The 17,953-nt window shown below is 61.6% G+C and carries 14 protein-coding genes; 5 read left to right on the top strand and 9 right to left on the bottom strand.

Annotated elements, in window-relative coordinates; genetic code table 11:
* The first annotated feature begins 10 nt into the window (after nt 1-10).
* From AC2LD7_RS17105 to AC2LD7_RS17095, 3 genes are all read left to right on the top strand, one after another.
* Complete coding sequence (locus tag AC2LD7_RS17105; protein WP_484598927.1) at nt 11-1,519, top strand: tripartite tricarboxylate transporter permease; 1,509 nt, start codon at nt 11-13, stop codon at nt 1,517-1,519.
* A gap of 39 nt (nt 1,520-1,558) precedes the next feature.
* The gene (locus AC2LD7_RS17100) at nt 1,559-2,560 is read left to right on the top strand and encodes a tripartite tricarboxylate transporter substrate binding protein (protein ID WP_484598926.1); all 1,002 of its coding nucleotides are present in this window, start codon (nt 1,559-1,561) and stop codon (nt 2,558-2,560) included.
* A gap of 292 nt (nt 2,561-2,852) precedes the next feature.
* Complete coding sequence (locus AC2LD7_RS17095; protein WP_484598925.1) at nt 2,853-4,649, top strand: FAD-dependent oxidoreductase; 1,797 nt, start codon at nt 2,853-2,855, stop codon at nt 4,647-4,649.
* 18 nt (nt 4,650-4,667) lie between these two features.
* Here AC2LD7_RS17095 and AC2LD7_RS17090 read toward each other — a convergent pair whose 3' ends face one another.
* From AC2LD7_RS17090 to AC2LD7_RS17050, 9 genes are all read right to left on the bottom strand, one after another.
* Nucleotides 4,668-6,221, bottom strand: a complete 1,554-nt coding sequence (locus tag AC2LD7_RS17090; RefSeq protein ID WP_484598924.1) for a TerC family protein — start codon at nt 6,219-6,221, stop codon at nt 4,668-4,670.
* 800 nt (nt 6,222-7,021) lie between these two features.
* Nucleotides 7,022-7,420, bottom strand: coding sequence for a 4-carboxymuconolactone decarboxylase (gene pcaC, locus AC2LD7_RS17085; protein ID WP_484598923.1), 399 nt, complete (start codon nt 7,418-7,420; stop codon nt 7,022-7,024).
* 65 nt (nt 7,421-7,485) lie between these two features.
* Nucleotides 7,486-8,841, bottom strand: coding sequence for a 3-carboxy-cis,cis-muconate cycloisomerase (locus AC2LD7_RS17080; RefSeq protein WP_484598922.1), 1,356 nt, complete (start codon nt 8,839-8,841; stop codon nt 7,486-7,488).
* A 142-nt stretch (nt 8,842-8,983) separates the two neighbouring features.
* On the bottom strand, nt 8,984-9,913 hold the full coding sequence (locus AC2LD7_RS17075) for an AEC family transporter (RefSeq protein WP_484598921.1): 930 nt from the start codon (nt 9,911-9,913) through the stop codon (nt 8,984-8,986).
* On the bottom strand, nt 9,914-11,017 hold the full coding sequence (gene zapE / locus AC2LD7_RS17070; protein ID WP_484598920.1) for a cell division protein ZapE: 1,104 nt from the start codon (nt 11,015-11,017) through the stop codon (nt 9,914-9,916). It abuts the gene before it with no gap.
* Complete coding sequence (gene pcaG, locus AC2LD7_RS17065) at nt 11,007-11,612, bottom strand: protocatechuate 3,4-dioxygenase subunit alpha (protein WP_484598919.1); 606 nt, start codon at nt 11,610-11,612, stop codon at nt 11,007-11,009. Before pcaG ends, zapE begins: the two co-directional genes overlap by 11 nt.
* Nucleotides 11,613-11,625: 13 nt before the next feature.
* The gene (gene pcaH, locus AC2LD7_RS17060; protein WP_484598918.1) at nt 11,626-12,345 is read right to left on the bottom strand and encodes a protocatechuate 3,4-dioxygenase subunit beta; all 720 of its coding nucleotides are present in this window, start codon (nt 12,343-12,345) and stop codon (nt 11,626-11,628) included.
* 130 nt (nt 12,346-12,475) lie between these two features.
* Complete coding sequence (pcaQ, locus tag AC2LD7_RS17055) at nt 12,476-13,384, bottom strand: pca operon transcription factor PcaQ (protein WP_484598917.1); 909 nt, start codon at nt 13,382-13,384, stop codon at nt 12,476-12,478.
* Nucleotides 13,385-13,503: 119 nt separating this feature from the next.
* The gene (locus AC2LD7_RS17050) at nt 13,504-15,183 is read right to left on the bottom strand and encodes a glucan 1,4-alpha-maltotetraohydrolase domain-containing protein (RefSeq protein ID WP_484598916.1); all 1,680 of its coding nucleotides are present in this window, start codon (nt 15,181-15,183) and stop codon (nt 13,504-13,506) included.
* Between the two features lie 379 nt (nt 15,184-15,562).
* On the opposite strand from AC2LD7_RS17050, the gene AC2LD7_RS17045 reads away from it, so the two are divergent.
* Both AC2LD7_RS17045 and AC2LD7_RS17040 read left to right on the top strand, forming a co-directional pair.
* The gene (locus AC2LD7_RS17045) at nt 15,563-16,852 is read left to right on the top strand and encodes a maltoporin (RefSeq protein ID WP_484598915.1); all 1,290 of its coding nucleotides are present in this window, start codon (nt 15,563-15,565) and stop codon (nt 16,850-16,852) included.
* Nucleotides 16,853-17,011: 159 nt separating this feature from the next.
* Nucleotides 17,012-17,935 carry a MalM family protein gene (locus AC2LD7_RS17040; RefSeq protein WP_484598914.1) on the top strand — a complete coding sequence of 308 codons (924 nt, stop codon included), beginning with the start codon at nt 17,012-17,014 and terminating at the stop codon, nt 17,933-17,935.
* The last annotated feature ends 18 nt before the right edge of the window (nt 17,936-17,953 follow it).

The raw sequence follows: 17,953 nt of genomic DNA, 5'->3' as shown, positions 1-17,953 counted from the left end.
GGCCAATGACATGAGCGAAGCCTTTACTTATTTCACCATGGCCTGGTTCGACCCGAACCTGCTGATGCTCACCGCCCTCGGCACCTTCGCCGGCATTTATATCGGCGCGATTCCGGGCCTTTCGGTCACCATGGCCGTCTCGATTCTGGTGTCTTTTACCTTCGGCTGGGAAGTCAACCAGGCGCTGGCGTTGATCGTCGGCATCTACATCGGCGGCGTCTATGGCGGCTCGCGTAGCGCGATCCTGCTGAACATCCCTGGCGCGCCATCCTCCGTCGCTACCGCCTTCGACGGCTATCCGCTGGCCAAGCTCGGCGAAGCCGGCCAGGCCATCGGCCTGAGCACCGTGATGTCGGTCATCGGCGGCCTGGTCGGCACATTGCTACTGGCTACCGCGGCACCGGTGATTGGCGATCTCGCGCTGAAATTCGCTCCGCGCGATTACTTTCTGATAGCTGGCATCGGCCTTCTGCTGGTCGGTAGCCTGGCCAAGGGCTCGCTGGCCAAGGGCATATTTGCCGCTGCCCTCGGCGCCATCATTGGCATGGTGGGCATGGACCCGGTCACCGCGGAAGGTCGCTTCACCCTCGGCCAGATCGAACTCATGGGCGGCATCCATTACGTGGTGGTGATGATCGGCCTGTTCGGCGTCGCCGAAGCCTTGTCGATGATGCACAACCTGGACACCGCGCCGATCAAGCAGAAGGTCGACAAGATCATTCCGTCGTTGGCCATGGTGTTGAAGTTCCTGCCGCTGTCGATCCGCACCTCGATCATCGGCGTCGTTGTCGGCGTACTGCCCGGTGTCGGTGGCGATATCGCCGCACTGATGGCTTACGACCATGCCAAGCGCAGCGTGAAAAACCCCTCCCGCCCCTTCGGTGAAGGCGCCTATGAGGGGTTGGTCGCGCCTGAGACCGCCAACAGCGCGGCGGTGGGTGGCGCTTATGTGCCCATGCTGACCCTTGGTATGCCGGGCGATGCGGTGACCGCCGTCATTCTCGGTGCGCTGGTGATTCATGGTCTGAATCCTGGCCCGATGCTGATGGTGGAAAACCCGCATATTTTCTGGTTCACCGTGGGCAACCTGGCACTGGCCAACATCTTCCTGATGATCTTCGGCCTGGCCGGCATCAAGCTCTTCGCCAAGATGGTGGAAATCCCGAAAGCGATCCTGGTCCCGCTGATTCTGGTGCTCTGCACGGTCGGCACTTACTCGATCAACAGCAGCATGACCGAGGTGTATTGGATGCTCGGCTTCGGTCTGGTGGGTTACTTCCTGAAGACCTTCGGCTTCCAAATGGGCCCGGTGATTCTCGGCGTGATCCTCGGCCCGCTGATGGACACCTCGTACCGTCAGGCGATGTCCTCGGTCGGCGACAACCCGGTGACCTTCGTCACCGATCTGTTCACCAATCCCCTGTCGCTGTTGCTGACCACCGGCCTGATGCTGATTGTTCTCGGCAATACCCCTCTGATGGGCCTGCTCAAGCGCCGCAAAGCAGCCACGTCGGTCTGAAACAACCCACGCAAAAACAACAACAACGGAGTCACACCCATGCTCAGAAAACTCATCGCCAGCGTCACGCTCACCACAGCGGCGGTCGCCATGGCCCTGCCGGCACACGCCGACTACCCCGAGCGCAATATCCAGGGCGTGGTGCCCTGGGGTGCCGGCGGCGCTACCGACATCGTCATGCGCAGCCTCACGCCGTACGTGGAAAAGGAGCTGGGCGGCAAGATCATCATCAACAACCGCACCGGTGGCACCGGTGTTATCGGCAGCAACCATGTACTGCAGTCGCGTCCGGACGGCTATACCGTGCTGCTCGCAGCAGAGAACGCCCAGCTCTATCCATTGCTGGGGCTGGCGGACTTCGATTACGACGCCTTCGAAACGATCAACATCATTGGCCAGAACATCGCCGTCATCGCCGCACCCGCTGACAGCAAGTTCAACTCCATGGCTGACGTGCTCGCCGAAGCCAAGGCCAATCCAGGCACCCTGCGCATGGGTGTGACCGGTGCCGGCGGCCTGCCGGGCTCGGTCCACGCGATGATCGAAGCAGTCGATGACCTGAAGGTTCGCGAAGTGACCTTCGCTGGCGATGGCCCAGGCATCACTGCGATGCTGGGCGACCATATCGACTTCATGCCGTTGAGTCTGATCGCGGCGCGGGAAATGATTACGTCCGGCAAGATCAAGGGTCTGGCCGTGGTCTCCACCGAGGAGCTACCGCAGCTGCCTGGCGTCGAGCCGATCACCAAGGCGCTTCCGAAGATGGAAAGTTACCTGCCGTGGGGTCCGTTCTGGGGCGCATGGTTCCGTAAGGACACGCCTGACGACATCAAGAAGAAGCTCACCGAGGCCTATTCCAAGGCTGTAGGTAACGAAGAATTCCAGAGCTTCATGAAGGGTCTCGGCGCCCAGCCGCTCAACCTGAGCGGTGACGAGGCCAAGAAATTCCTCGATCGCTGGCAGTCGGTTACGACCTGGTCGCTGTACGAAGCCGGTGCGACCGAAGTATCACCGGAAACCCTGAACATTCCTAAGCCTTGAGCCATAACCCCGGCGTCACGCGCCGGGGTTTCCTGCTTCTGTAGAGCGTCCACATTCGGTGATGGGCTCAAGAAAAAGGATGCGCCCGATAGCGGCGCGCGACGCCAACAACGTCGGCTACGACGAGAACACGCTGATCGTGCGATCCATGGTCAGCCTGTCCTGACCGCAACGCCATTCGTTTCCAGTTTGCTCGTCGGCTCCGACGGGCCTTTGCCGTTGACGACATCGCCGGCATTTTTTATGTCCAGGCGTTAACACTGGAACATCGTTCCAATCCCAGGAGTATTTTATGCCGTTGCCCCATGATCCCATCGACTGCGATCTGCTCGTGATCGGCTCCGGCGCCGCCGGGCTTTCGGCAGCAGTTACCGGTGCGTGGCACGGCCTCAAGGTCGTCGTCGTGGAGAAGGACTCCACCCTGGGTGGCGCGACTGCCTGGTCCGGCGGTTGGATGTGGGTACCAGGCAACCCGCTCGCCCGCCGCGCTGGCATTCACGAAGATCCGCAACAGCCACGTACCTACTTGCGCAACGAGCTTGGCGAACGCTACGACGCCGAACGCATCGATGCCTTTCTCGACGCTTGCGGCCCGATGGTCGCTTTCTTCGAGACCCATACGCGACTGCAATTCACCGACGGCAACGGCATCCCCGACATTCATGGCGACGTACCCGGCGCCGCTACCCAAGGCCATCAGGTCATCGCCGCACCTTATGACGGCCGCGAACTCGGCACGCTCATTCACCGGCTGCGCCCGACCATGCGTGAAACCTCGTTCATGGGGATGCCGATCATGGCCGGCGCGGATCTGGCCGCATTCCTTAATATGACCCGCTCGCCCAGCGCCGCCTGGCATGTGGCTCGACGCTTCGGCCGACATCTGCTGGATCTGGCCCGTCACGGCCGCGCGATGCAGTTGGTCAACGGCGTAGCGCTGGTAGCGCGGCTGGTGCGTTCCGCCGATGAGCTGGGCGTGCAGCTGCTGACCGATGCCGCAGCCAGCCAATTGCTTTACGCCGATGGCCGTGTCAGCGGTGCTCAAGTGATGACCGATAAGGGCGACCTGCGTATCCACGCGAAAGCAGTGGTACTTGCCGCGGGCGGCTTTCCCAATGACGTGGAACGACGCAGAGCCCTGTTTCCGCGCCATCCTGGCAAGGACGATCACCTGGCGTTGCCGCCCATCAGCTGCAACGGCGATGGCATCCGTTTGGGAGAAGCGGTTGGCGGCCAGTTGGTGACCGACCTGGCGGCGCCGGTGGCCTGGGCGCCGGTGTCACGGGTGCCCCATCGTGACGGCAGCGTCGGTCACTTTCCGCACATCATCGATCGCGCCAAACCTGGCGTTATCGGCGTGTTGGCCGATGGCAAACGCTTCGTCAACGAAGCGGGCGGTTATTACGACTATGTCGCCGCGATGCTACGGGCGATCCCGGAAGGTCAGCCGACCGTTTCCTGGCTGATTTGCAACCATCAAACCCAACGCCGCTACGGCCTCGGTTACTCCAGGCCGTTTCCCGTGCCGCTCGGATCGATGCTGCGCTGCGGCTACCTCAAGCGCGGACGTACCCTTCAAGAGCTCGCGAGCGCCTGCGGTATCGATCCGGAAGGGCTGGTCGCCACCGTCGAGCAATACAACCGTCACGCACGCAACGGTGAAGACCCGGCCTTCGGGCGCGGATCGACAGCCTACAACCGCAAGATGGGCGCCCCGTCGCACAACGGACCGAACCCCTGCGTGGCGCCCATCGAGCATGGGCCGTTCTACGCGGTGAAGGTGGAGCCCGGCTGCTTCGGCACCTTCGCCGGACTGCGCACCAATGGACAGGCACAGGTGCTGGATAAGCATGGCGAAGCGATAGCGGGCCTTTACGCCGCCGGCACCGACATGGCCAGCATCATGGGCGGACATTACCCATCCGGGGGCATCAACCTGGGCCCGGCGATGACGTTCGGCTATATCGCCGCGCGGCATGCGGCAGGTCTCATCAAGCCCGAGGTAGCGGGAGCTTCGCCAACTTCTTCAACATCTGTTGCCGATTCCCACCGACCTGTCTTTCGATCGGACGTAACGAGCGATCGATAGAGCGACCGTCGGGCCCCGTCAGAGCCGAACCAACATAACGCGAGTAACCCTGCGCTCTTCTACGTCCGATACGGTGAGCTTCCAGCCATTCCAGACGACCTCGTCTCCTTTTTTCGGGAGGCGATCAAGCAGACTCATGGCTAGGCCGCCGATGGTCTGGTAATCGTCCGTGGCGTGGGCGGGGAAAGCCAGTCGTTGGCGCACCACGGAGAGGGGCAAGCCACCGTTGACCTCGTGGCCGCTGCCCGACTCCTCGATATCGGGGCCTTCGATCTCGTTGGCATCGGGTAGCTCGCCAGCAATGGACTCCAAAATATCAGTCAGCGTCAGCAGGCCTTCGAAATGTCCAAACTCGTTGACGACGAAAGCGACATGCGTAGATGCCTGGCGCATCTGTTCCAGTGCATTGAGCACGCTGCACCCGTCCGGTAGGTTGATTGGCGCCCTGACGAATGGCTCGATATCCAGTTCGCCTCCGCGTAGCAATTCGCGAAGCAGCTCTTTTTTCTGGACATAACCGAGGGGCTCGTCGATAGACTCGCCGCGGGCCACGACAAGCCGGGAATAAGGCGAGTCCAGCAGTGCCTGCTGGGTCTGTTCACGAGGCGCATCCAGAGCCAGATGGTCAACTTCCATTCTGTCGGTCATAACGCTCTTGATCGACTGCTCGGCGAGCTGCAGAACGCCGCTGATCATCAGCCGCTCGCGCCGACCGAACAGGTCACTTTGATCGCCCTCTCCCTGCACCATGTCGGCGATTTCCTCGCCAACCTCTTCCACATCGACGGAGCGACCGCCCAGCAACCGCATTACCGCGAAGGCGGTGCGATCTCGCATCGTTACGTGCTGGCCATGAAGTTGCTGCTTTCGCTTGCGCCTGGCGGTTTGGTTGAACACTTCGATGAGTATGGAAAAGCCGATGGCCGCGTAGAGGTAACCCTTGGGGATATGGAAGCCCAGACCCTCGGCCGTAAGGCTGAAGCCGATCATCATCAAGAAGCCCAGGCACAGCAGGATGACGGTAGGGTGAGCGTTAACGAACGCGGTCAGCGGCCTGCTCGCCACGATCATTACGCCGATCGAGATAATCACTGCAATCATCATCACCATGAGATGGTCGACCATGCCTACCGCGGTGATCACGGCATCGAGCGAAAACACTGCATCGAGAACGACGATCTGGGCGACTACGGGCCAAAACGCCGAATATGTGCGGCTGCCCTGCTGGACGTGTCCCCTTCCTTCGAGCCGTTCATGCAACTCCATGGTTGCCTTGAACAACAGAAAGAACCCACCGAACAACATGATCAGGTCTCGGCCCGAGAAGCTCTTTCCGAACACCTCGAATAGCGGAGCTGTCAGGGTCACCAACCAGGAAATACTGGCAAGCAGGCCCAGTCGCATGATCAGCGCTAGCGAGAGTCCGATCAGGCGCGCACGGTCGCGTTGATGCGGAGGAAGCTTGTCGGCAAGAATTGCGATGAAGACGAGATTATCGATGCCAAGAACGAGCTCGAGAATGATGAGCGTGAGCAATCCGAGCCAGGCAGTAGGATCAGCAAGCCATTCCAATTTTTGTTTCCCTTGACTGAGTTTCTAATTGCTGTAAAGACCCGAGGCGAGGCTCTCTCGTTCGGAACCTTACCGAGCGGGTTGGCCAGACGCGGTCGGCATTCGATCCAAAAGCAGTCCTCCCGATAGAAGGCTCCATCGCCGATCTATGGCTTAGCGCGTTTCCCGGCAAAAATCGCAGTGGTGCATCAGCTCCGCTAAATTCGGATTCCCCCCTTTGGCCAGGCGGACGAAGGCCTGCTTGGAACACGCCGAGCGGGTTATCCAAACTGCCGAACGGAAAGCGGGGGCGCCCTGAGGCGATCATCCTGAATATTTCCTCACACCCTTGCGGATATCCACAACGATGAGATCCGAGCGCGGGAACCGTTGACGGTCGTTCAGGGCGCGATACGTTGCGTATCGTCTCGTGCTGATGCAACTCGATGAGCCCGCCATGGCCGCTTCTTCAAGGAAGCGCGCAGATTTCATCTTCAGCTACAGCGAGCTCATCGCAAGCTTTCCCAACATGTCCTATTCGATTTGCTGCAAATCGATACCCGCCATGGCGGCTTGTCTCGGCAGGGAGAATGCTATTGGGCGGTTCCGATGAGGTAGGCATACAGGGCAAGCGCAAACGATGGAGGCGAATGATAACCACAGCTCGCGCTCCTACGGAGCAGTGATTTTTTACAAGCTGTGTGTTGGCACTCCGCACGTGTATGCGCCCGCTTTAGAGCCGATCGCAGCCTATCGACTACGGCCAGGCCGCATCGGTCAAAGCGTCTTTCGAGACATGGATCGCTGCGCCGTTACAGGTGCTAACTATCCTGCAGCGACTCTACGCCCATCTCGTCATAAACCTCTTCGGCGAGATGAAAGGTGGCATTGGCGGCCGGAATGCCACAGTAGATCGCACTTTGCAGCAGTACTTCCTTGATCTCGTCGCGGGTCACGCCGTTGTTCTTCGCCGCGCGCAGGTGCAGCTTCAGCTCGCCCTCGCGGTTCATTCCGATGAGCATCGCAATGGTCACCAGGCTACGGGTATGCCGCGGCAGGCCCGGTCGCGTCCAGATGTCACCCCAGGCGTGACGGGTAATCATTTCCTGGAACTCTTCGTTGAACGGCGTGACGTTTTTCAGGCTGCGGTCCACGTGAGCATCGCCCAGCACCGCGCGGCGCACTTGCATGCCGGCTTCGTAGCGTTCTTTTTCATCCATCGTGTTCACTCCCATGTTGGTGTTGACCAGCGCTGCACGCACGCAGCCGCAATAGAAAGCAAAAATCAGGTTGCCCGGTGCTCGGCCACGGCGCGCTCGACCCAGCGCCGCGCTTGCCCCAGATAGAAGGCCGGATCGAGCAGACGATCGAGCTCGGCGTCGTTCAGCTCGCTACGCACCTCTGCGGTCTCAGCCAGCACACCGCGCAGGTGACGGCCTTCGGCGACGGCGCGTTTGCAACACTGCTCGACCAGATGATGCGCGGTATCGCGACCGATACGTTGCGCCAATGTGATGCTCACAGCCTCCGCCAGGACCAGCCCACGCGTCTGTTCGAGATTGCCCAGCATGCGCTCGGCATCGACTTCCAGGTCGGCGATGGCGCTGAGCGCCTGCTGCAGCGAGCCGGACACCAGGCAACACAGCTCCGGCAGGGTTTCCCACTCGGCGTGCCAAAGGCCCAGGCTGCGCTCATGTTCCTGCGGCATGGCGCTGAGCAGGGTGGCGACCAATCCCGGCGCGCGGGTTGCAGCGCTGATCATCACCGCACTGCCCACTGGATTGCGTTTGTGCGGCATGGTCGAGGAACCGCCCTTGCCCGGTGCCGAGGGTTCGAAGACTTCGCCGACGTCCGTCTGCATCAGCAAAGACAGATCACGGCCGAGCTTACCCAGGCTGCCGGCGATCATGCCCAGCAACGCGGCGAACTCCACCAGCCGGTCGCGCTGGGTGTGCCAGGGTTGTTCGGGCAGCGTCAGCGCCAGCTCGTCGGCCAAGGCTTGCGAGACTGGCCAGGCCTGCTCACCCAATGCCGCCAGCGAACCGGAAGCGCCGCCGAATTGCAGGCTGAGCAAGCGTGGCTTGATCGCCTGCAGCCGCTCGCGATGGCGAGTCACCGCGCCAAGCCAACCGGCGATCTTCATTCCCAGGGTTACCGGCGTCGCATGCTGCAGCCAGGTGCGGCCGGACATGGGCGTATCGACGTGGCGCTCGGCCTGCTGCGCCAATGCCTCGCCCAGACTCGCAAGATCCCGCTCCAGCAAGCCGACGGCCTGACGCAGTTGCAGGACCAGGCCGGTATCCATCGCATCCTGGCTGGTGGCACCTAGATGCACGTATTTCTCTGCCTCGGCATGGTCTTGCGCAATGCACTTGCCCAGCGCCTTGATCAGCGGAATCGCGGAATTGCCGGCAATGGCAATCGCCTGTGCCAGCGCATTTGGGTCATAGCGTTCGGCCTTGCAGGCGGCCTCGATGGGGCCGACCGCGGCTTGCGGAATCACCCCGCAACGCGCCTCGGCGCGGGCCAGCGCGGCCTCGAAATCCAGCATGCCTTGTAAGCGGCCATCATCGGAAAACACCTCGCGCATCTCGGCACTGGTGAAATAGGCATCGAAGAGTTGATTACTGGGCCGATTCAAACCTGTGCTCCTGCTCTGGTAATGGTTTCAGCGCCGGCGTTCGAACGCCGCTGCCGGTCGATCAAGTTACGCCCGCGCTATAGAGTCGTGAATCGATAAGCGAGCCATGGCGCGGCTATCGAACGGTATTTGCTATACCCCATCAGGTCATTGCCCAGACGAACAGGCTGATGCTCAGGAACGACAGAATCGTCGCCGCAACCAGCGCCGCGGCACAGCGTCCTTCCAATCCATAACGCGCACCAAGGATCGGATAGATACTCATCATCGGCGCCGCGGCCATCAGTACGCCTGCCGATGCCAGCACTGGGTCGGCAACCGGTATCAGCGTGAAGCACAGCAGAATCATCAGCGGATGGACGATCAGCTTGCCAATCGCCATCTGCCCCACGTCCAGCGCCAAACCGCTGACCTTCATTCCGTAGAGACTGGCGCCTATTACGAACAACGCCACTGGGGCGGAGGCCAGCGCCAGCATGTCGATTACCCGCATCAGCACCGCTGGCGGTCGCAACTGGAACAGCGCGAGCAGCAAGCCCAGCGTAATGGCGATCAGGATCGGGTGCCGAACCAGGCTGAGCAACGTGCCACGCAGCGCAGCCCACGGACCTTTATCGTTCTGCCGCCCGAGCTCGGCCAGCGTCAGCGCCAGCGGAATCATCAGCAGATTCTCGATCATCATTCCCAACGCCAGCGCCACCGCAGCCGGCGAACCGAGCGCCATGGCAACGATGGGATAACCGACGAAGCCGCTATTGGATACCGACATGCCCAGCCCGACCAGCGCACTACCGCTGAGGCTGTCCTTGCGCACCCATCGCGCGAAGGCATAACCCAGGCCAAACACCAGCAGCGAGCCAAGGCCATAGCCAAGCAGGTAATTCCAATCGACCACTTCGTCCAATGGCCGCTCCAACAGTGCCTTGATCACCAGCGCTGGCAACGCGAAGCTGATGACGAAGCGCCCCATGCCGGCGGCCTGGTCACGGCTGACCATGCCCGAGCGGCACGAGAAAAATCCAATTGCGATGAGGATGAAGATAGGTGCGGTAATGCCAAGGATTGCGAGCATCTAAGTGTTCACCCGATCACCATGCGCTCCGTCCACGAGCCTGAGCTGTTGCAGACGGCTGCGAGTTCGCGCGAAATCCACATGAGCACCAACGCTGAGCAGCTGATCCGGACTTGTCTCGGCGACCAGCAACAGCTGTACACCGCTGTCGTAAAAAATGTCGATGAGGTTGAGAAAGCGTTGCTGAACATCGATGCCCTCGCCGTCGAGCGTCGGTACGCCGGTTATGGTCAGTCGCTCGAATTCATCGCGCAGCCAGAGAAAATCCGCACTGGAGCGCGGCAACCGACATAGCTCATCGAAGTCCAGCCAGGCGAGACCGTTTTCGCTGGCGCGCAGACGCAGCGTGCGGTGATTCACCTCCAGCGAGATATCCCGCTCCGCCTCATTGGACAACCGTGCGGCGACCCACGCAGCCTGCTCGGCAGCTGGCACTTGCGCGTACTCACCCCAGACGTATCCGCTGTCGAGGCGCTGACGATAGTCCTCACCGCCGTCCAGGTTATACACCTCGAAACGCCGCTCGATCAGCTCGATAGCGGGTTTGAAGCGATCGCGATAGAGCGGATTGGGGCACAACCCACGAGGCGGATAATTAGAAGTGGCGACCAGCCCGACGCCCTGCTCTGCCAGCTGATGCAACAAGCGCCCAAGCACCATCGCATCGGCGATGTCGTGTACGTGGAATTCGTCGAAGCAGAGCAGATGCGTGTACGCGGCAATCTCACGCGCTATTACCGCCAGCGGATCAGGTTGACCGCTGATCGCTTTCAGGCGCCGCTGAACCTCATGAAGAAACCCATGGAAATGCACGCGGCGCTTGGCCGCCACTGGCGCCGCCGCGAAGAAGGCGTCCATGACGAAACTCTTGCCGCGCCCCACTCCGCCCCATAGATAGACGCCGGTTTTAGGCCCACGCAGCCAGCCGCGCCGACCGCGCAGCCGGGCATCCAGCCAGTGAGCGAGTAGCTCGATGGCCGCATGCTGTGCGGGATCGGCGTGATATCCGCGTGTTTCGAGCAGGTTCTGAAAACTCTGCGTCACCAGCCGGGCGACGGGCTCGGCTGAGGTCTCGCGGGCCGCCTGAAGGGCATCAGAAGTCAAAGAAAACCGTTTCCCCCTCACCCTGTAGGCGCACATCGAAGCGATAGGCCGGCTTGCCGTCGACTTCACAGCGGCGAGCGATCAGCGTGTCGCGACGCGGGACCCATTCAATCGAATTGATTACCGGATCCTGCGCATTGGCTTGTGCTTCATCTTCGAAGTAGATGCGCGTGTGCAGGTGAATGTTGATGCCGCGGGCGAACAACGAGACGTTGATGTGCGGCGCCATGGTTTCACCGGCGCGGTTCTTTACCGAACCCGGTTTGACGGTTTTCAGGGTCCACTCGCCCGCCTCGAAGGTCGTGGCGGTACGGCCGAAGCTGTTGAACGATCGTTCCGGATCGAAGCAAGTCTGATAAACCCCGGCGTGGTCGGCTTGCCAGAATTCCAGAAACGAATCGCGGACCAAATGGCCCATCCCGTCGAACACCTGCCCGATCAGCAAAATGTGTTCGCCAGCAGCCTCCGGCTTGGCCATCTCGTTCCAGAGTTCCAGTTCCCGGACGGGATTACCGGCAGCGGCGAGCGCCAAGCCAATGTGTACGTAGGGGCCGGCAGTCTGGGAAGGGGTTTCCGGCAGAAGTGTTACAGGCATCGTCGTCTCCTTCTCAGCGCGTCTCGAAATGGGTTTTACGCTGGCCGCGCAGCACGATATCGAAGCGATAGGCCAGGCAGTCCATCGGATTGGCCATGCCCATATCGAGCTTGGCGATCAGGCTCTGCACCGCTTCCGTATCGCCAATGGTCTTGACGATGGGGCAAAGCGGGATCAGCGGGTCGCCTTCGAAATACAGCTGCGTGATCAACCGCGTGGAGATCGACGGACCACTGATAGAGAAATGGATATGCGCGGGCCGCCATTCGTTCGGGCCGTTGCGCCACGGGTAAGGGCCGGGCTTGATGGTGCGGAAAACGTAATTGCCGTCGCTGTCGCTCAGTGCACGACCGACGCCACCGAAATTCGGGTCCAGCGGCGCCACGTAGCGGTCGTTCTGGTGGCGATAACGGCCGCCGGCGTTGGCTTGCCACATCTCTACCAGGGTGTGCGGAATTGGCTTGCCGTATTGGTCCATGATCCGACCAGAGACGATGATGCGCTCACCGATCGGCAAACCGCCGTTGTTGAAGTTGAGCAGTAGATCGTTGTCGTGCGGGCCGAATTTCAGGTGCGAGAAATCCGGGCCAGTGGTTTCGGAAATGGTCGGCGCTATGGTGATCAATGCCTGTTGCGGAGAACGAGCAACCGAGGTTTTGTAATCGGGCGTCAACGCCTTCGGATGCCGAGTGCGATCACGCGCGACGAACAGGCTGGTGTCCAGATCGGACATGGCGAGCTCCCTTTCTTGAAATTGGAAGTGGAATGGCTTGAAGCCGCTGGGCGCCAGTGTGTGACAGAGCGTCACAGGTAGAAAACTGAAAAGCTCGCCCTGATCCATAACCGCACGGTTATGGATCAAGCTAACGGTATTTCACAGCTGCCTCGCGCAGCGCCTCACAACACCACTGCATCGCCAGGCTCGCCGCCAGCGTCGGGTTGCTGCAGATGCCGACCGACCCGCCCGGCTCTTTCAAGCCGAGGTCCAGCTCCATCAGCTCGCCGGTCGCCAAGTCTTCACGCACCGCATCGAGCGGCGCCACCCAGACCGCATCGCTGACCCTAACGTAATGGCGGCTGAGCGAAACGGACAACGTCTCCAGCCGCCGTGGCGGTGGGCTGATGCCGAGCTGGATGAACAGGCCATCGGCATGACGGCGAATGGTCGTACCGCTCTGCGGCAGCACGACGGGGAATTCGCCCAAACGACTGCGATCGCCGTCGAGTAGCTCGTGTCCGGGACGAACCACCAACGTCATGGACTCGCTATAAAGATGCTCGAAGCTGAGCCCCTCGATCTGTGGGGCATCGGTCATGCGGCCGACCACCAGATCCAGCTCACCGCCGCGCAACTGGCCAAGCAGGTAGGCGCTGGGGCCGGTCACGACACTCACCACCAGTGCCGCATGCTGCGCGTGCAACCGCCGCACCACGTCTGGCAATAACGAGCTTTCCACTGTCGACAGCGCGCCCAGGCGCACCACACCGGCCTCGTGTTCACCGGCACGCAGGCTGCGCACCCCTTCACGTAGCGCCTGCACACTCGGCCCGGCGTAACGCAGAAACGCCTGTCCGGCGGCCGTCAGGGTCACGCCCTGCTTGCTGCGGTCGAACAGGCTCGCCTCGAGCAGCGCTTCAAGTTCCTTGAGTGTCTTGGAGATAGCCGGCTGGCTGACTGACATAACGTCGGCCGCGCGCGCCAGGCTGCCCTGACGGGACACCTCGATAAAGCACAGCAGATGGCGAAACTTGATGCGACTGTCGAGGTTCACGGTGATCGGCCTTTGGGTTCGCGGGTTCGCGGTTGAGACACCAGAGGCATTCTCCACAAAGCCCGGCCGGGCGCCAGGACAAAGCCGGCGCCGACCGAACTACTTGACGCGCCTGCTGATCAGAGGCTGCCGGTGGTGGTCAAGCCTGCCGCAGTCGTGGCCGTGTTGTTGCCACCCGGCTGCCAGTTTTTCACCTGGGTCGGATTGGCTTCGCTGCGCACGATGCACTTCCATTCCAGAGCCTGCTGGGCCGGCAGGCTGATGCTGCCTTTCCAGGTCGGATAGCTGCTGACATCGGTCAGGCGCACCGCGTTGGCCGGGGCCCAGTTGCCAAGTTGAGCCAGGTTGCCGACCGCATACACGCTGTCGCCAGGCTGGGTCACGCCGTTGTTGCAGCGGAAGTTGACGCTGACCAGGCTGCCATCCTCGCCGCCGTTGCCGTCGTCTCCACCGTCAGTGCTGCCGGTCGTCCAGATGCGCAACTGACCGTCGTCCTGATTCAGCGCCTGGTTGAAGCTGCCGCTGCTGACCTGACCGGGATCACTCAAATTCGAGCCGAGCGCAATCACCAATGTCTGCGCGGTGCCACTGACGGTCGCTACCAGGCCGGAATAACCATTGTGGAATTCAATCGCCGAATCGGCGCGCACCCCAGCGGCCCGCCGGATCTGGATCAACTGGCGGATCAGGTCGCCGTAGCCCCAATCGTACATATGCGACCAGTACACCACCGGCGTGCCGGGGCTGGAGAGGATATAGGCATAGGCCTGGCGCACCAGATCGTCACGCAGCGCCCAGTGGTGCTGACCGCCGTTCTGCCCCGGCGAGTAACCGGTGTCGTGGTTGTCAACGAAGGTCACCGCCACTTCACGCCAGCGCGCGTCCGGGTTGCCGTTGAGGCCGTTCTTCCAGTCGGCGATCGAGCCGTTCTGCATGCGTTCCTTGAGGGCGAAATCGAAGACCGGGCACTTGGCGCGATCGGACCAGTCCTTGATCACCTGCTGCCAGGTGGCGGTGTTGCGCCAGTCCCAGCTTGGGTATTCCGCCGGTGCCTTCCACAGTTCGCCGACGCAGAAAGCGTTGTCGTGGGCCGCGCTCATCCAACTGTCGACCCGTTCGCCAGCGTAACCACGGACAAAATCGAAGCGAAAACCACCGGCGCCGTAATTGCTGCGCAGGTTGGCGAACTCGTCGCGGAACATCCCGTAGACCTGCGGGTTGGCCGTGTTGAGATCGGCGTCGCCGCCCATGAAACGGTCGCCGTCGTCACAATCGTTGGCGTAATTACCGGGATCGGTGCAGTCGTGGCGCCAGAAGCCTTGGCCGGCCGGCAGATTGATTTCCTTGTCCGGGTAGCCACGGTTCATGTGGTTAGGCACCACGTCGTAAAGCACCTTCACCTGGGCATTGTTCAGCGCCGCGGCAGCCTGTTTGAGCTGGGCGTCGGAGCCGTAACGGCCGTTCTTGTTGAAGTCATGCCAGAAGTAGCCTTCACCGCCACCGGAGTTGGCGCCGTCGCTCCAGCTGGAGAAATCGCGCCAGGGTACCGGCATCCAGATCGCGCTGAAGCCATCGGCGGCAATCGTCGGCGCCATGCTGCGCAAGGTGTTGTACCAGTCGTTGGGCGATTCGCGGACGACGTTCCAGTGGAAGCCCTGAAGAATGATTTCATCTCCGCCGTGATAACGGACCCCGGCCGGACTCTTGCCGGCCAGATCGGTTGCCTGAGCGGTACCCAGGACCAGCAGCAGGGAAGAAACCGCCAAGGCAAGGCGGGCAGGAAACAAAGGATGTTTCATCGAAGTAGCTCCACTTTTGTAATTGTTGTGAGCACCCGACTACGGGAACCAGCTCCCCGGATGACAGGGCGCAGGCCGCACTACCAACACCGCCTGCCAGGCCAGACTGCCGTGCCAGACGGTCTCGCCATACCTCCCCTTGGGGATTTTTCAGGGCTTAGTGGCCAGGCGTAATGCGCACCGGCGCACGCGCCGATCTCCCTCCTCCCCCGCTACGCCTTGCCGCTCCGCCTCGAAAAAAAACGGTCGGGAGGATGTTGCGAACATCGTCGATCCGCAGGCTTTCGCCACCGCCAGCCCGATCCGGATATCGACCGGGGCGATGTTGGCGCCATGGCTGGCAGTACCTGACCAAAAACAAGAACAAAGGACCTTCACGATGAACTCGCAACAATCCGTACGTCTTCTGCAACCCACCCTGCTCTGCGCAGCCCTGCTGGCGGCCATGCCCTCACAGGCGGTGGATTTCCATGGTTATTTGCGCTCCGGTATCGGCGCAACCGCTGGTGGTGGCGACCAGGCGTGCTTCCAAGCGGCGGGTGCGCCGGCCAAATATCGCCTCGGCAACGAATGCGAGACCTACGCCGAAATCGGCCTGGGTCAGGAGGTCTGGAAGGAAGGCGAGCAGAGCTTCTATGTCGACAGCATGATCGCCTACGTCTCCCGTCAGGGTAACGACTATGAAGCGACTCGCACCGATACCGACGGCGGCGCGAATCACCCCTTCGATGAGGCGGGTGATGTCGCCATCCGCCAGTTCAACGTGGTCGGCAACAACCTGATCGAGAGCCTGCCCGGCGCGGATATCTGGGCCGGCAAGCGCTATTACAAGCGCCACGATGTGCACATCAACGATTACTACTATTGGGACGTATCCGGTCCTGGCGCCGGTATCGAGGACATCGACCTGGTCTTCGCCAAGGCCAGCGTCGCCTGGATTCGCAATACCGATGGTGACTACGTGTACCAGGGCTCCGGTACCGGCACCAACATCGCCAACGACACGCTCGACTTCCGTCTGGCCGAGATCGACGTCAACCCCAACGGCAAGCTCGAAGTCGGCTATGACTATGGCAAGGCCAACCTGACCGACGAGCAAGAGAGCGACCCGGGTTACACCGATCAGAAAGGCCATCTGGTCACACTCGAACACACCCAGGCCAGCTGGTTCGGCGGCTACAACAAGCTGGCGGTTCAATACGGCACTGATGGCATCATCGGCAGCAGCGGTCGCAACAGCACCGGCAACAGCGATGGAGACATGCTCCGCCTGGTCAACCAGGGCGCGATCGGCATCACCGACGACATCGAGATGCTTTACGTGCAGATCTACGAGGACCGCGACTTCGACAACGACTCTGGCCAGCAGTGGCTCTCGTTCGGCGTGCGCCCGGTCTACAAGTGGAACGACGTGATGAGTACCGCACTGGAGTTCGGCTACGACCGCATTGACCCGCAGGCCGATGGCGAACGCAGCCGCGATTTGAAGAAACTCACCCTCGCCCAGCAGTGGTCAGCCGGCCGCAGCATTTGGGCCCGCCCGCAGATTCGCGTATTCGCCACCTACGCCCAGTGGGACGGCGGCCGCTATCAGGCAGCCAGCGAATCCATCGACGCCGGTGACGATGACGGCCTGACCTTCGGCGTGCAGGCCGAGGCCTGGTGGTAATTGCCTGAGTGTCGGCGGTGTGCGGCGGTCTCTCTCCTCCCGCTTCGCCCGCTGCCCTGGGCAACGCTTCTCGCTTTCCGCTCCCACCGTTTTTGACGGTGTCTTTACCCCGACCGTGGCTGGTCGGGGTCTTTTTCGATTGGCGACTGGAGTATCACCATGAGCAATCTGCGATTTTCCCTGCTTGGCCTTGCCGTCGTGCTGGCCACCGGTTGCGGCAGCGACCCCCTGCGTCGTGTGGATGCATTTGCGCAGACGCCCGCCCCGCTTGAGCTATCCATGAGCGACGCCCGGCAGGCTTTGGCAAGTGCGCCGATCTGCTGCGACGCGATCGAAGACCTGCCCTTTCAACCGATCCCGGTGAATTTTTCTGGTGACGTGACGCTGGACGCCACGGCTCCGGCCTACCGTTTCGACAGCGGCAAGAGCTTCTTCCGTGCCTTCGCCTTGCCCAAGGACAGCAAGTCCTTCGAGATTCGTCTCTACAGCCAGGCCGGCAAGACCGTACTGGCCCCGAGCGCGATGCTGCTCGACAGCCGCATGCGTCCCACGCGCCTGCTCGACGCCGATGATTTCACCTACGCCCCCGCGTCCGGCCTGAAAGGCGACAGCCTGGACGCCCGCCTGCGCATCGACCGCACGTACCTGAACAACCCCGGCAACGAGTACTACCTGGTGCTCTTCACAGGCGAGCGCCAGATGCAGGGCCAGACCACGCTCGAACACCCGGCCAAGGCCTACGCCAAAGCGCTGGGCAACGAGCCGCCCAGCCTTCCCGATCCAGTGGCGCAGCATTCGCCCACCGGGGTGATCAAGATGGTGCTGATCGAGGACAAGGTCGCCGGCCAGCAGGCCAATACCTATGTGCCGGCCTATAGCATCGGTCGCGAGATGGGCAATGACTTGCCGTCGGTACCCGCCCCGGCAGTCCTGCCGGAAACCCAGGCCTACTACCGTCAGGGCATCGATGCGGCATTGGTGGCGAAAGACCTGGAACGGGCCCTGCGCCTGGCCGACGAAGCCGCACGGGTAGGCGATCCAAGCGCCAAGGCCTATCTGCTCGAACGCATCGAGATCAAATAGAGACGGCGCGACGACCTG

It is taken from the genome of Stutzerimonas sp. (genome assembly GCF_982611455.1).
The sequence above is the reverse complement of the archived record's forward strand: the minus strand, read 5'-3'. Positions and strand labels throughout refer to the sequence as shown.

Coding starts and splice junctions, on each gene's coding strand:
- AC2LD7_RS17105 (WP_484598927.1), top strand. CDS start 11: ATGAGCGAAGCCTTTACTTATTTCACCATGGCCTGGTTCGACCCGAAC.
- AC2LD7_RS17100 (WP_484598926.1), top strand. CDS start 1,559: ATGCTCAGAAAACTCATCGCCAGCGTCACGCTCACCACAGCGGCGGTC.
- AC2LD7_RS17095 (WP_484598925.1), top strand. CDS start 2,853: ATGCCGTTGCCCCATGATCCCATCGACTGCGATCTGCTCGTGATCGGC.
- pcaC (WP_484598923.1), bottom strand. CDS start 7,420: ATGGATGAAAAAGAACGCTACGAAGCCGGCATGCAAGTGCGCCGCGCG.
- AC2LD7_RS17075 (WP_484598921.1), bottom strand. CDS start 9,913: ATGCTCGCAATCCTTGGCATTACCGCACCTATCTTCATCCTCATCGCA.
- pcaG (WP_484598919.1), bottom strand. CDS start 11,612: ATGCCTGTAACACTTCTGCCGGAAACCCCTTCCCAGACTGCCGGCCCC.
- pcaH (WP_484598918.1), bottom strand. CDS start 12,345: ATGTCCGATCTGGACACCAGCCTGTTCGTCGCGCGTGATCGCACTCGG.
- AC2LD7_RS17050 (WP_484598916.1), bottom strand. CDS start 15,183: ATGAAACATCCTTTGTTTCCTGCCCGCCTTGCCTTGGCGGTTTCTTCC.
- AC2LD7_RS17045 (WP_484598915.1), top strand. CDS start 15,563: ATGAACTCGCAACAATCCGTACGTCTTCTGCAACCCACCCTGCTCTGC.
- AC2LD7_RS17040 (WP_484598914.1), top strand. CDS start 17,012: ATGAGCAATCTGCGATTTTCCCTGCTTGGCCTTGCCGTCGTGCTGGCC.